This is a genomic window from Streptomyces milbemycinicus, from assembly GCF_002154605.1.
Classification (GTDB): Bacteria; Actinomycetota; Actinomycetes; order Streptomycetales; family Streptomycetaceae; genus Streptomyces; species Streptomyces milbemycinicus.
The window spans coordinates 1-12,944 of the sequence record NZ_MUNE01000731.1 but is presented as its reverse complement, the minus strand read 5'-3'; the positions used below and the strand labels follow the sequence as shown (position 1 = coordinate 12,944).

Here is a 12,944-nt window from a genome sequence, read left to right as displayed (position 1 = left end):
CGGCGGGCGGGGGCGGCGGAATGGTGGCCTCCCAGGGACGCAGCCATTCGCGGTTGCGCTGGTTGACCTCGCGCCAGGCGCGCTGGTCGCGCAGCTTTATGGGGCGGAGGACCGTATCGCCGTCCGCCAGCATGACCGGCCAGGGCGCGTTCAGCTCGCGCTCCCGAGAGAACCGGCAGGGCCCGCAAGACCGGCAGGACCCGTAGGACCAGTGAGGTCGGCAGGACCCGCGGAACCAGCAGGACCCGCAATACCCGAAGAACCAGTGGGGCCGGCGGGATCAGGAGGGTCCGCGGGTCTGGGGTGGTCGCCGCCGCGCAGCTGCTCGACCGCGTGGACCAGGATCCGCCCCAGGACCGCGAGCCCGTCCCGTACGCCGCCGGTCGACCCGGGCAGGTTGACGATCAGGGTGGTGCCGGCGACCCCGGCCAGGCCGCGGGAGAGCGCGGCAGTGGGCACCTTGGCCAGCCCCTCGGCGCGGACTGCCTCCGCGATGCCCGGGATCTCGTAGTCGAGCACGCGGCGGGTCGCTTCGGGGGTGTGGTCGGTGGGCGAGATCCCCGTGCCGCCCGTGGTCACGACCACATCGTACGAAGCGGCGACCGCCTCGCGCAGGGCCGCTTCCACCGGGTCGCCGTCGGGGACCACGCGCGGCCCTTCGACCGCGAGGCCCAGCGCCGCCAGCCCCTCCGCGAGCAGCGGGCCGCCTTTGTCGGGGTAGACCCCGGCGGCGGCGCGGTTGGAGGCGGTGACGACCAGGGCGCGGTAGGTCGGCGAGCCGGTCATGTCCGGCTCCAGTCGCCGGACTTGCCGCCCGTCTTCTCCTCCACCCGTACGTCCGTGATGACGGCGGACTTGTCCACGGCCTTGACCATGTCGATCACCGTCAGCGCGGCCACGCTGACCGCCGTCAGGGCCTCCATCTCGACGCCCGTACGGTCGGTGGTGCGGACCGTGGCGGTGATCTCCACCGCGTCGTCGGCGACCGCGAGGTCCACGGTCACGCCCGAGATCGCGAGCGGATGGCACAGCGGGATCAGGTCCGGGGTGCGCTTGGCGCCCATGATGCCCGCGATGCGCGCGGTGGCGATGGCATCGCCCTTGGGGACGCCATCGCCGCGCAGCAGCTCCACGACGCGCGGGGCGACGCGCACGCGGCCGGTGGCTCGGGCGGTGCGGGCGGTGACGTCCTTGTCCGAGACGTCGACCATGCGCGCCGCGCCCGATGGGTCGAGATGGGTGAGATGGTCCTGGGCGCTGCTCATCGTTCTCCCGGTCCGGGCCAGGTGGCTCCTGTGGGACGACACCGTACCCGCCGCGGGCGGCGGCCAGGCGTCTAGGTGAGCAGGACGACGTCCACTTCGGCGCCGGCGGCGACCTCCGTGGTCTCCTCGGGGACCACGATCAGCGCATTGGCGTGGGCGAGCGCCTTGATCAGGTGGGATCCGGTGCCACCCACAGGGGTGACGAGGCCGGTCTCGGCGTCCATCCCCGGCGGCTCGTACCAGCCGCGCAGGAACTGGCGCCGCCCCCGCGGGGAGGACGCGACGCCCTCCGGGCAGCGGGCCCGCACGATGGGGCGGTGGACGGGGCCGGTGCCCATCAGGGTGCGGATGGCGGGCCGTACGAACAGCTCGAAGGAGACATAGGAGCTGACGGGGTTCCCGGGGAGGGCGATGAACGGGACGCGGTCCGGGCCGACCCGCCCGAACCCCTGGGGCTTGCCCGGCTGCATGGCCAGCTTGCGGAAGTCGATCTCCCGCATGGCCTCCTTGACCACGTCGTACGCGCCGACACTGACGCCGCCACTGGTGACCACGATGTCCGCCCGGCTCAGCTGGTCCTCGACGGTCGCCCGCAGCGTCCCGGCGTCGTCGGCGACCGCGCCCACCCGGAAGGCGATCGCCCCGGCGTCCCGCGCGGCGGCGGTGAGCTGGAAGCTGTTGGAGTCGTGGATCCGGCCCGGGCCCGCCTCCTGGCCGGGCTGGACCAGCTCGCTGCCGGTCGACAGCACCACCACGCGCGGCCGCGGCCGCACCCTGACGGTGGCGCGCCCGAGCGCGGCCAGCAGCCCGATCTGCGGTGCCCCCAGGATCGTGCCGGCGCTCAGCGCCAGCTCGCCCGCCCTGGCGTCGCAGCCGCGGGGGCGCACATGCTGCCCGGTCGTGGCCGGGCGGTACACCCGCACCCTGCCGCTCGCGCCGTCGGGGACCTCGCTGTGGGCGGGCATGGCGGTGACCGGGCCCCGGCCGAGGCCGCCATCGGTCCACTCGACAGGTACGACGGCCTGGGCGCCGGGCGGCAGCGGGGCGCCGGTCATGATGCGCGCGGCCTCGCCGGGCGCGACGGCGGGCGCGGTCTCGCTGCCCGCCGCGATGTCTCCGATGACGGTGAGCACCGCGGGGTAGTCCTCGGTCGCCGCCGCGATGTCGGCCGTACGGACGGCATAGCCGTCCATGGAGCTGTTGTCGAACGGCGGGAGGGCGGTGGGGACGGTGACGTCCTCGACGAGGACGCAGCCCTGGGCTTCGAGCAGCTGCAGCTCGATCGGGTCGAGGGGGTGGAGATGGTCGAGGATGTCGTCGAGATGCTCGGCCACCGTCCAGAAACGGTCCGCGCCCCGACCCTCACCCCGGTCCTCGCTGCTCCGGCCCCCGCCCCGATCCTCGCCCCGGCCCGGCCCGGACGAGCCGGGCCGCGGGCCCGGCCCCGACCCCGACCCCGGCTCCTGGTCCGGGCCCTGGTCGGTGGCGCGTGCTGCGGTGCTGCTCACAGTGCTACATCTCCTCGGTGACGTAACGGCGAAGCCAGTCCCGGAAGTCCGGGCCCAGGTCTTCACGTTCGCACGCGAGTCTGACAATGGCACGCAGATAGTCGCCACGGTCGCCTGTGTCGTAGCGGCGCCCCTTGAAGACGACCCCGTGGACCGGCCCGCCGAGGTCCGGATTGGCGGCGAGCGCCTGCAGGGCGTCGGTGAGCTGGATCTCGCCGCCGCGCCCGGGCTCGGTGGCGCGCAGCACGTCGAAGACGGCGGGGTCGAGAACATAGCGGCCGATGACGGCGTAGTTGCTGGGCGCGTCGGCCGGGTCCGGCTTCTCGACGAGCCCGGTCACCCGCACCACGTCGCCGTCCAGGGTCGGCTTGACCGCTGCGCAGCCGTAGAGGTGGATCTGGGCGGGGTCCACCTCCATCAGGGCGATGACGCTGCCGCCATGCTGCTCCTGCACCTCGACCATGTGGGACAGGAGCGGATCGCGGGCATCGATGAGGTCGTCGCCGAGGAGGACGGCAAAGGGCTGGTCACCGACGTGCGGGGCGGCGCAGAGCACGGCGTGGCCGAGGCCCCTGGGGTCGCCCTGGCGGACGTAGTGCATGGTCGCGAGATCGCTGGACTCCTGCACACGGGCGAGTCGGGTCTCGTCGCCCTTGCGGCTCAGGGCCTCTTCGAGCTCGTAGTTGCGATCGAAGTGGTCCTCCAGGGGCCGCTTGTTACGGCCCGTGACCATGAGCACATCGGGCAGCCCGGCGGTGACGGCTTCCTCGACGACGTACTGGATCGCCGGCTTGTCGACGACCGGCAGCATCTCCTTGGGGGTGGCCTTCGTGGCCGGCAGGAAGCGGGTTCCGAGCCCCGCGGCGGGGATGACAGCCTTGCTGATCCGAGTACGCGCTTGAGTCATGTACTGAACCCTATCGGGTGCCTTTGAGCGGTTGATGAGGGTTCGATGAATATGACATGAGACAGGAAGTTTGTGCACTCAATGATCAACGCCGATGGTAGTAAGCCGGAGTTGCGGCGAAGCCTCATCACGGTGAGAGCCAGGTTGACGGCGGATGACATCGCGGGCGCCCAGGCGCGTCTGGCGTGTCGCGCGCTGGAGCTGCCGGAGCTCGCGGAGGCGGGGACGGTGGCCGCGTATGTCTCGGTGGGCAGCGAGCCCGGCACCCGGGACCTGAGAGAGGCGCTGCGCGCGCGGGGCGTACGGGTGCTGCTCCCGGTTCTGCAGGAGGACAACGACCTCGACTGGGGCCAGGACGAGGGCCCCGACCGGCTGGTGCGCGCCAGGCGGGGGCTGCTGGAGCCGGACGGACCGCGGCTGGGCCCCGAGGCGGTCACCGGGGCGGACGTCGTGCTGCTGCCCGGGCTCGCGGTGGACCGGCGCGGGGTGCGCCTGGGCCGCGGCGGCGGTTCGTACGACCGGGTGCTGGCCCGGCTGGACCGGGCGGGGGCGCGCCCGGCGCTGGTGGTGCTGCTGTACGACGGCGAGGTGCTCGACGAGGTCCCGGGCGAGGCCCACGACCGGCCGGTGCACGCGGCGGTCACGCCCTCGGCGGTGCACCGCTTCCGGTCCCTTTAGGCGGGCTGCGCCCCTATACGACCGCACGCCCCCCGCGAAACCTGCCCGCCGCACGGGCGGGGGTCTCGCGGGGGGCGTGCGTAGGCGCGCCGGCGGGAGGGGTCAGGGCGTGAGCGCCAGCTCATCGTCCGTCGACTTCTTCACCGCGCTCTCGCTGAAGGACCAGGGCAGCAGCTCGCCCTTCGCCCACTTCTCCGTCTGGTCGGTGTAGTGCGCGTTGTAGGCGTGTCCGGAGGCGCCGGTGAGGTTGATCCACCGCGACTTGTCCAGGTCGTCGAGGTTGACGACCATCCGCATGGACGGCACCCAGGTGACGTCGTAGCCGCCCGCCGCGTTCCACCCGGTGGCGTTGACCGCGGCCTCGCCGCCGGACAGGTTCCAGGGGCCGCGGTTGAGGAGCCACTGCACCACACCCGGGCCGTCGGTGCCCAGGGTCTGGTTCTTCAGTGTCAGCCGGTGCAGTCGGCCCCAGCTCCAGCTGTTGATGTCCTTGCCCAGCTTGGCGGTGAGCTCGGCGCGCGCGTCCTTCATGGCCTCGCCCAGGAGCTCGTCCCGGTTGGTGGCGGCGGGCTCCAGGCGGCTGCCGGTGGTCTTCCACCAGTGGTTCTTGGGGTCCTTGATGATCTTCCGAAGGACCTCGTACCAGCGGTCGCCGCCGTCCGGCTGGGCCGACGCCGCGTCGCGCTGACCGCATTCGCGCACCAGCCGCGCCTTGCCGTTCAGGTCGTCGGCGGGGCCGGAGTCATCGGCGGGCCGGACCCGCAGACACTGGCCCTTCACCCGCAGCTCCTTCGGAAGTTTATTTCCGAACGCGAGCATAAGGACGTTGCGATAGACGGCGTTGAAGTAGGCGGCGGCCGGGGAGTCCGAGTCCTGGGTGTAGTCCCAGCCCTCCAGGAGCTTCTGCGCCTCCCTGACGAAGCTGTCCTTGACGTTGATCTTCAACAGGTAGGGGGTCAGCAGTTCGGCGATCTCGCTGCTGTTGTCCATCTGCATGGACTGCATGTCATCGGTCGAGATCTTCCCGTTGTCCTTGATCTTCGACTCGATCAGGTCGGTTATCCGCTGGCTGCGCGCCCCGTATCCCCAGTCGTCGGTCAGCTTGTACTTGTAGTCCTTGCCTATGACGGCCTGGTTGGCGGTGACGATGTAGCCGCGCTTGGGGTCGTAGTCCCAGGGCAGCTCGGACTGCGGGATGTAGCCGTTCCAGTCGTAGCGCGAGTCCCAACCGGGTGCCGGGTAACGCCCGTCCCCCTTGGCGCGCGTGGGGATCTTGCCGGGCGCCTGGTAGCCGATGTGGTTCTTGGTGTCGGCGTAGATCAGGTTCTGGGACGGGACGGCGAACTCGCGGGCCGCCTTGCGGAAGTCGGTGAAGTTCTTGGCGGTGTTGAGCCCGAAGACCGCGTCCATGGTGTTGGACGGGTCCAGCGCGGTCCAGCGCAGCGAGACCGCGTAGCCGTCGCCGCGGTCGGGGGCCACATCGCCGACGTCGCTGCCGACCGGTGCGCTCTTGCCGACGTCCCCGAGCTCGTCGTCGCGGTCGGAGACGATCGGGCCGTGCCGGGTCGAGCGGACGATGATCGTCCGGGACTTGCCGCCGGCGACCTTGATGGTCTCCTCGCGGGTCTTGAACGGCGTCTGCTTGCCGTCGTAGAGGTAGCCCTGGTCGGTGACCTTCTCCAGGTAGAGGTCGGTCACGTCCGCGCCCAGGTTGGTCATGCCCCAGGCGATGTCCTGGTTGTGGCCTATGACGACCCCCGGCATACCGGAGAACGTGAAGCCCGCCACGTCGTACGGGCACGCGGTGCTGACCTGGTTGCAGTGCAGGCCCATCTGGTACCAGACGGACGGCAGCTGCGGGGCCAGATGCGGGTCGTTGGCGAGCAGCGGCTTGCCGGTGGTCGTGTACCGGCCCGCGATCACCCAGGAGTTGGAGCCGATGCCGGTGCCGTTCGGGCCGAGCAGCGCCGGTACGTCGTCGAGGGTCCTGGAGAGCGAGGTGAGCTGGGTCTGGAAGCCCTGGGTGGCGTCCGCGACCCCGTTCGCGGTGGAGTCGGCGGAGGTGCCCGTCGCGGTCGCCTTGGGGTCGAACGCGCCGGTGGTCTCGTCCACCGCGCCCTTGTCCACGATCGGCTTGTTGCGGCTGTACGGGTAGGCCGGGTACAGCTCTTCGATCTCCTTGGCGCTCAACCGATTGGAGGCCAGCGCGCGGTCCACCTCGTCCTGCAAATTGCCGCGCAGATCCCACGCCATGGCCTTGAGCCAGGCCACCGAGTCGACCGGGGTCCACTTCTCGGGCTTGTAGTCGTTCTCGAACTCCAGAGCCGCGTACTCGACGGACAGCTCCTTGCCCTGGTGGTCCGCGAGATAGGCGTTGACCCCGTCGGAATAGGCCCGCAGATACTTCTTGGTGGTCGGCGACAGCTTGGTGTCGTACTCCTGCTTCGCGACCCGGTGCCAGCCCAGGGTGCGCAGGAACGCGTCGGTCTCCACCTGTCCGGAGCCGAACATCTCGGAGAGCCTACCGGCCGTCATGTGACGGCGTACGTCCATCTCCCAGAAGCGGTCCTGGGCCTGGACGAACCCCTGGGCGCGGAAAAGGTCCTCAGGGGTGTCGGCGTAGATCTGCGGTATCCCGTAGCCGTCGCGCTTGACCTGCACGGGCCCGGACAGGCCCTTGAGCTGCAGCGATCCCGTGGTCTCCGGGAAGGAGGCACGCACCGTACTGATACTCCAGTACGTGCCGTATCCGACGCCCCCCACGAGCAGCAGCACGACTGCGATCACGATCAGGCGGGCACGTCGGCCCTTCTTCTTGCCAGAAGGGCCGTTTTTGTTGGCGGGCATCGCTGTCCTTCGGAGGGGCAGGGTGATCCTGGAGTGCTGGAGCAACCATAGGCGCAGCGCTGTCGCTGCCCCTACGCGGAGTCATGACTGGGGCCGCCCACCGGCCACCACCCGCGAAAAATCCATGTGAGCCACTCGCGTCAAGAACCCGTAAAATGTTAGGTAAGGCAATGAAGTTCCGGTCGGTCGGGGAGCCTTCCGGCCGCTCCCGTGAGAAAGGTTCGGCCGCTGACTGTCCACCACCTCAACGAACTCCTGCTGATCTGCTCTCTCGTCCTGCTCGTAGCGGTGGCGGCCGTCAGGGTCTCGACGCGCAGCGGGCTGCCGACCCTGCTCATCTACCTCGGCCTCGGCGTCGCGATCGGGCAGGACGGGATCGGCGTCGTCTTCGAAGACGCCGAGCTCACGCAGGTCCTCGGCTATGCCGCGCTCGTGGTCATCCTGGCCGAGGGCGGCCTCGGCACGAAGTGGCGGGAAATCAAACCCGCCCTCCCCCTCGCCGCGGTGCTCTCCACCGTGGGGATCGCGGTGAGCGTCGGGGTCACGGCGGTGGCCGCGCACTATCTGGTCGGGCTCGACTGGCGGCAGGCGCTGATCATCGGCGCGGTGGTGTCGTCCACGGACGCGGCGGCGGTCTTCTCCGTGCTGCGCAAGGTGCCGCTGCCCAGGAGGCTCACGGGCACCCTGGAGGCGGAGTCCGGCTTCAACGACGCCCCGGTGGTGATCCTGGTGGTCGCCTTCTCCGCCCAGGGCGCGATAAACCCGTGGTACGTGATGCTCGGCGAGATCGTCCTGGAACTGGCCATCGGCGCCGTGGTGGGGCTGGCGATCGGCTGGCTGGGGGCGTACGGCCTGCGGCATGTGGCGCTGCCCGCCTCGGGTCTGTACCCGATCGCGGTGATGGCGATCGCCGTGATCGCGTACGCGGGCGGGGCACTGGCCCACGGCTCCGGCTTCCTCGCCGTCTACCTGGCCTCGTTGATCTTGGGGAACGCGAAACTGCCGCACTGGCCGGCGACGCGCGGCTTCGCCGAGGGGCTTGGCTGGATCGCGCAGATCGGGATGTTCGTGCTGCTCGGCCTGCTGGTGACCCCGCACGAGCTGGGCGACGACGTCTGGCCGGCCATCGGCGTCGGAATGGCGCTGACCATGGTGGCCCGGCCGCTCTCGGTGCTGGTCAGCGCGGCGCCCTTCCGGATGCCGTGGCGGGAGCAGGCGCTGCTGTCATGGGCGGGGCTGCGCGGCGCGGTACCGATCGTGCTCGCCACCATCCCGATGGTCTCGAACGTGCCCGACAGCCGCCGCGTCTTCAACATCGTCTTTGTGCTGGTGATCGTCTACACGCTGGTACAGGGCCCGACGCTGCCCTGGGTCGCGCGCCGGCTGCGCCTGGGCGAGGAGGAGGCCGCGGCGGACCTCGGCATCGAGTCGGCGCCGCTGGAGCGGCTGCGCGGGCATCTGCTGTCGCTGTCGATCCCCAAGGACTCCAAGATGCACGGCGTGGAGATCGGCGAGCTGCGGCTGCCGACGGGGGCCGCGGTCACCCTGGTCGTACGGGACGGGAAGAGCTTTGTGCCACAGCCCTCGACCGTGCTGCGGCGCCGCGACGAGCTGCTGGTCGTGGCCACGGACCCGGTACGGGACGCGGCGGAGGAGCGGCTGCGGGCGGTGGGCCGGGGCGGCAAGCTGGCGGGCTGGCTGGGCACGAGAGCCGAGTGACGGGGCGGGCCGCGTGGCCTGGGTCACCGTATAGCCCGCCGCAGTGGACTGGCGGGCAGGAATACTGCACTATGGAGCGTCGTTAGCACTCATTGAGTGAGAGTGCCAGGAGGAGTAAGTGCCGACCTATCAGTACCAGTGCACCGAGTGTGGCCAGGGCCTCGAGGCGGTGCAGAAGTTCACCGACGACGCGCTCACCGAGTGCCCCAACTGCAAGGGACGCCTGAAGAAGGTGTTCTCGGCGGTCGGCATCGTCTTCAAGGGCTCGGGCTTCTACCGGAACGACAGCCGCGGCTCCTCGTCCAGCAGCACAAGCGGCGGTTCGTCCAAGTCGACGGCCGCGAAGAGCGAGGGTTCCTCGTCTTCGTCCTCCTCCTCGGACACGTCTTCTTCGTCGTCGTCCTCGAGCTCGTCGTCGAGCTCTTCGTCGTCGTCCACGTCGGGCAGCACCTCGTCGGCCGCCTGACGCGCGACCGCCTCAATCGCATACGACATCCCGCCGTGCTCCCTTGAGGGAGTCGGCGGGATGTCGTATGCGCGGACGGCGCTGGCTAGGGTGATCGCATGGCGGAGACCAGCAGCAGCACGTATGCGGAGATGGCAGAGATAGGGGTCATCGGCGGATCGGGGTTCTACTCCTTCCTCGACAACGTGACCGAGATCACTGTCAAGACCCCCTATGGCGCACCGAGCGATTCGCTCTTCCTCGGCGAGGTCGCCGGGCGGAAGGTCGCCTTCCTCCCGCGCCACGGCCGTAAGCACCACCTGCCCCCGCACCGGATCAACTACCGCGCCAACCTGTGGGCGCTGCGCTCGGTCGGCGTGCGGCAGATCCTCGGCCCGTGCGCGGTGGGCGGGCTGCGGCCGGAGTACGGACCGGGCACGCTGCTGGTGCCGGACCAGCTGGTGGACCGCACGAAGGGCCGCGCCCAGACCTATTTCGACGGCGAGGCGCTGCCGGACGGGCGGGTGCCGAACGTGGTGCACACCACCTTCGCCGATCCGTACTGCCCGACGGGGCGGCAGATCGCGGTGGCGGCGGCGCGCGGGCGCGGCTGGGAGCCGGTGGACGGCGGCACGCTGTGCGTGATCGAGGGGCCGCGCTTCTCCACCCGTGCCGAGTCACGGTGGCATGCGGCGCAGGGGTGGTCGGTGGTCGGCATGACGGGGCATCCGGAAGCGGTGCTGGCCCGTGAACTGGAGCTCTGCTACACGTCGTTGACGCTGGTCACGGACCTGGACGCGGGGGCGGAGACGGGCGAGGGGGTCTCGCACGCCGAAGTGCTGCGGGTGTTCGGGGAGAACCTGGAGCGGCTGCGGGACGTGCTGTTCGACGCCGTAGGCGCACTGCCGGCCACCGAGGCGCGGGACTGTCTGTGCGCGCATGGGCACGACGGCTGGGACCTGGGGATCGAACTGCCGTAACGGACAGCGGGCTTACCTGCACGGGTGACGGAGTTATCCACAGCCTGGGGGTTGTGCACAGGCCCCAGCGGGATCCGGCGAGGGCGGGCATCGTGAAGGGGTCAGAAGCTCCCGGCCTCTCACGACAGGCGGTGATTGCCGTGTCCGACCCGTTCCTCCGCTCTCCATCCCCTTCACCCTCCTCATCCCCTCTATCGCCTCCGTCCCTTCCGTCCTCTCTATCGCCTGTTCCATCTATCTCCTCGCCTTCGGCGTCTCCGCCCGTGTCCCGGCCCCGCTCGGCTCCGTCCTGGGCCGGGCGGTCCCGTCGCACTCCCCCGACGTGCGCGGTGCCACGGTTCGGACCGGTGCGGGTGGGCCGAGGCGGAGATCGGCTGCGGCGCGCGTTACGGCGGCGACGGCGCTCGATGGCGGCGGGTCTGGCGATGACCGCGGCCGCGCTGGCTGCCGCCGCGCCCTCCGGCGGCTCCGACCCGCGTCCGGCGGCGTCCGCGCCACCGGACGACGGCCGACGCGAGCCGCGCCCGGCCGTGGTGTCCGCGCCGGTGCGGATCGCCGACGCGGCGGCCGTGCGGCTGTTGCGCCCCGGCGACCGGGTGGATGTGCTGGCCGCCCCGGGGTCCGATCAGGCCCACGGCCCGGCCGCCGCGCGCGTGGTCGCTCGTGGCGCGCGGGTGACCGATGTGCCGCGGCCGGGGCGTGTGGCGGCGGCGGACGTCGAGACCGGAGATCTCGGAGCGGCGAGTGGCGGAGCGCTGGTGGTGCTCGCGGTGCCGCGGCCGACGGCGGCGGCCCTGGCCGGTGCGGCGGCCACATCGAGGTTGGCGGTGGCGCTGTGCCGCTCTTGACCGTAGGTTGCGGAGCCGTCCGCTCCAGAATCGGTGCGGCAAGAGAGAGGCAGAGGGTTGAGCGAGGAAAAGAAGAGCGTCGTGGAGGGCTTCAAGGCCTTCCTGATGCGTGGCAACGTCATCGATCTGGCTGTCGCGGTCGTGGTCGGAGCCGCGTTCACGGGTGTCGTGAACTCGATAGTGAAGGGCCTGATCAATCCGGTCGTCGGCGCCTTCGGCACCAAGGACCTGGAAAAGTACCGCTCCTGCCTGGAGGCCCCCTGCGAGACGAACGCCGCGGGCGAGGTCACCAAGGGGATCCCCATCCTCTGGGGGACCGTGCTGAGCTCTGTGCTCACCTTCCTGATCACGGCAGCGGTGGTGTACTTCCTGATGGTGCTGCCGATGTCGCGCTATCTGGCGCGAATGGCTGCCAAGGAGCGGCAGGAAGAGGAGAAGCAGGCCGAGACGGAGAGCGCCGAGATCGCGCTGCTCCGCGAGATAAGGGACGAGCTGATCGCGCAGCGCGGCAGCCGATCGAGCACCTGAGCCCTCGGGGTTCCAGAGCTCAGAGGTGGTGGGGCGGCTTCTCCTCGAGGAAGCGGGCCAGGTCCGCGGCGCTGTCGGCGCCATCGCCGACGCCGCCGCCGGGCGCCCGCTCACCCCAGCCGCGGTCCGTGTCGTCCGAGGACTGCTGCGCCAGCGGGTCGTCGAAGATCAGCGCGGCTGCCGGGTCGCGCGGTCCGGGGTCGGGGGCGGTGCTCATGCGTCAAGAGTACGGCCGGTCTCACGGCGCGTCGGCGGGGGCGGCGGCCAGCTGCTCGTGCCACCACAGGTCCCGGCCGGGCGTCCAGGACACGGGGCGGGCCAGGCGGTGGACGACCAGGACCTTGGGGATCCGTGTGCTGCCCGCCAGCGCCCGGTCGATCAGCGGCTTGAGCGACTGCGGCTCCCCGCACCGCCAGTCGCCGTCCGCAGTGATCAGCACCTTCGCATCCATCCCCGCCAGCCGGTCGCGCAGCTCATGGACGCGCAGTCCGACGGGGAGGGTGGAGCGTACGACGTCGAGGCGGCCGCAGGCGAGCGTGGCGATCACGGACTCGGGGATCAGCGGCAGATGCACCGCCACCCGGTCCCCCGCGCGCACGCCGAGCCTGGTCAGGGCCGCCGCCGCCCGACCCGCCTGGTCCAGCAGTTCGGCGTGCGTCAGCTCTTCCTCGCAGTCCGGCTCACTGATCCAGCGGAGGGCCACCCGGGGCGTCTGCCGCGCGGCGGCGGCCAGGGTCGGGAGCTCCTCCGTCCGAGACGTACTGGGCACGTTGGTCTTCCTTCGGACGCGGGCGAACGGCATATCGCACAGCCTGCCGTCGGCCAATCAACGTCTGATGAACGTCCTGTTGATGAGGGCCCCGTCCGAAGGCTCCTGCGCCCGCGGCCCCTTCGCCACGGCTTCCGTGCTACGCATAGCGCCCATGGATACCGACCGGACTACACCCCGACCCGCCCGCCCCGGCCGGGTCGACGCCCTGACAGATGTACCCGGGCTGCGCGTCGGCCATGCGCAGCGGACCGATGGCGGATGGCTCACCGGCACAACCGTCGTACTGGCCCGAAGGAGGTGCGATCGCCGCGGTCGATGTCCGGGGCGGCGGCCCCGGCACCCGCGAGACCGACGCCCTCGATCCGCGCAATCTCGTCCAGCGTGTCGATGCCGTCGTGCTGACCGGCGGCAGCGCGTTCGGGCTGGACGCCGCCTCCGGAGTGGCCG

12 protein-coding genes and 3 pseudogenes are annotated in these 12,944 nt (G+C 70.9%); 7 read left to right on the top strand and 8 right to left on the bottom strand.

The window, feature by feature from the left end; genetic code table 11:
* From CCN51_RS58550 to galU, 5 genes and pseudogenes are all read right to left on the bottom strand, one after another.
* Nucleotides 1-133: pseudogene (locus CCN51_RS58550) on the bottom strand (GNAT family N-acetyltransferase); the annotation flags it as partial.
* A gap of 152 nt (nucleotides 134-285) precedes the next feature.
* Nucleotides 286-786 (bottom strand): annotated as a pseudogene (locus CCN51_RS44310) (MogA/MoaB family molybdenum cofactor biosynthesis protein); the annotation flags it as partial.
* Complete coding sequence (moaC, locus tag CCN51_RS44305; RefSeq protein WP_014179059.1) at nucleotides 783-1,265, bottom strand: cyclic pyranopterin monophosphate synthase MoaC; 483 nt, start codon at nucleotides 1,263-1,265, stop codon at nucleotides 783-785. The gene moaC and the pseudogene CCN51_RS44310, both read right to left, overlap by 4 nt.
* A gap of 71 nt (nucleotides 1,266-1,336) precedes the next feature.
* Nucleotides 1,337-2,599, bottom strand: coding sequence for a molybdotransferase-like divisome protein Glp (glp, locus tag CCN51_RS44300; protein ID WP_055414274.1), 1,263 nt, complete (start codon nucleotides 2,597-2,599; stop codon nucleotides 1,337-1,339).
* A gap of 178 nt (nucleotides 2,600-2,777) precedes the next feature.
* Nucleotides 2,778-3,680, bottom strand: coding sequence for a UTP--glucose-1-phosphate uridylyltransferase GalU (gene galU, locus CCN51_RS44295; protein WP_014179057.1), 903 nt, complete (start codon nucleotides 3,678-3,680; stop codon nucleotides 2,778-2,780).
* An 81-nt stretch (nucleotides 3,681-3,761) separates the two neighbouring features.
* Here galU and CCN51_RS44290 point away from each other — a divergent pair, with 81 nt between their 5' ends.
* Nucleotides 3,762-4,358 (top strand): 5-formyltetrahydrofolate cyclo-ligase, encoded by a 597-nt coding sequence (locus CCN51_RS44290; RefSeq protein WP_055414004.1) that lies wholly within the window; start codon nucleotides 3,762-3,764, stop codon nucleotides 4,356-4,358.
* Nucleotides 4,359-4,460: 102 nt separating this feature from the next.
* Here the strand turns inward: CCN51_RS44290 and CCN51_RS44285 are convergent, their stop codons facing one another.
* Nucleotides 4,461-7,205: a penicillin acylase family protein gene (locus CCN51_RS44285; protein ID WP_014179055.1), complete on the bottom strand. Its 2,745-nt coding sequence runs from the start codon at nucleotides 7,203-7,205 to the stop codon at nucleotides 4,461-4,463.
* 210 nt (nucleotides 7,206-7,415) lie between these two features.
* On the opposite strand from CCN51_RS44285, the gene CCN51_RS44280 reads away from it, so the two are divergent.
* From CCN51_RS44280 to mscL, 5 genes are all read left to right on the top strand, one after another.
* The gene (locus CCN51_RS44280) at nucleotides 7,416-8,924 is read left to right on the top strand and encodes a potassium/proton antiporter (RefSeq protein WP_014179054.1); all 1,509 of its coding nucleotides are present in this window, start codon (nucleotides 7,416-7,418) and stop codon (nucleotides 8,922-8,924) included.
* A 118-nt stretch (nucleotides 8,925-9,042) separates the two neighbouring features.
* Nucleotides 9,043-9,390, top strand: a complete 348-nt coding sequence (locus CCN51_RS44275) for an FmdB family zinc ribbon protein (RefSeq protein WP_014179053.1) — start codon at nucleotides 9,043-9,045, stop codon at nucleotides 9,388-9,390.
* A 98-nt stretch (nucleotides 9,391-9,488) separates the two neighbouring features.
* Nucleotides 9,489-10,349, top strand: a complete 861-nt coding sequence (locus CCN51_RS44270; RefSeq protein WP_014179052.1) for an S-methyl-5'-thioadenosine phosphorylase — start codon at nucleotides 9,489-9,491, stop codon at nucleotides 10,347-10,349.
* Between the two features lie 407 nt (nucleotides 10,350-10,756).
* The gene (locus CCN51_RS44265; RefSeq protein ID WP_014179051.1) at nucleotides 10,757-11,197 is read left to right on the top strand and encodes an RcpC/CpaB family pilus assembly protein; all 441 of its coding nucleotides are present in this window, start codon (nucleotides 10,757-10,759) and stop codon (nucleotides 11,195-11,197) included.
* Nucleotides 11,198-11,254: 57 nt separating this feature from the next.
* Nucleotides 11,255-11,725 carry a large conductance mechanosensitive channel protein MscL gene (gene mscL, locus CCN51_RS44260; protein WP_014179050.1) on the top strand — a complete coding sequence of 157 codons (471 nt, stop codon included), beginning with the start codon at nucleotides 11,255-11,257 and terminating at the stop codon, nucleotides 11,723-11,725.
* Nucleotides 11,726-11,744: 19 nt separating this feature from the next.
* On the opposite strand, the gene CCN51_RS44255 is transcribed toward mscL, so the two are convergent.
* The gene (locus CCN51_RS44255; RefSeq protein WP_014179049.1) at nucleotides 11,745-11,942 is read right to left on the bottom strand and encodes a hypothetical protein; all 198 of its coding nucleotides are present in this window, start codon (nucleotides 11,940-11,942) and stop codon (nucleotides 11,745-11,747) included.
* Nucleotides 11,943-11,963: 21 nt separating this feature from the next.
* Nucleotides 11,964-12,494, bottom strand: coding sequence for an AMP-binding protein (locus CCN51_RS44250; RefSeq protein ID WP_238545448.1), 531 nt, complete (start codon nucleotides 12,492-12,494; stop codon nucleotides 11,964-11,966).
* Nucleotides 12,495-12,648: 154 nt separating this feature from the next.
* On the opposite strand from CCN51_RS44250, the pseudogene CCN51_RS44245 reads away from it, so the two are divergent.
* A pseudogene (locus CCN51_RS44245) lies at nucleotides 12,649-12,944 on the top strand (P1 family peptidase); the annotation flags it as partial.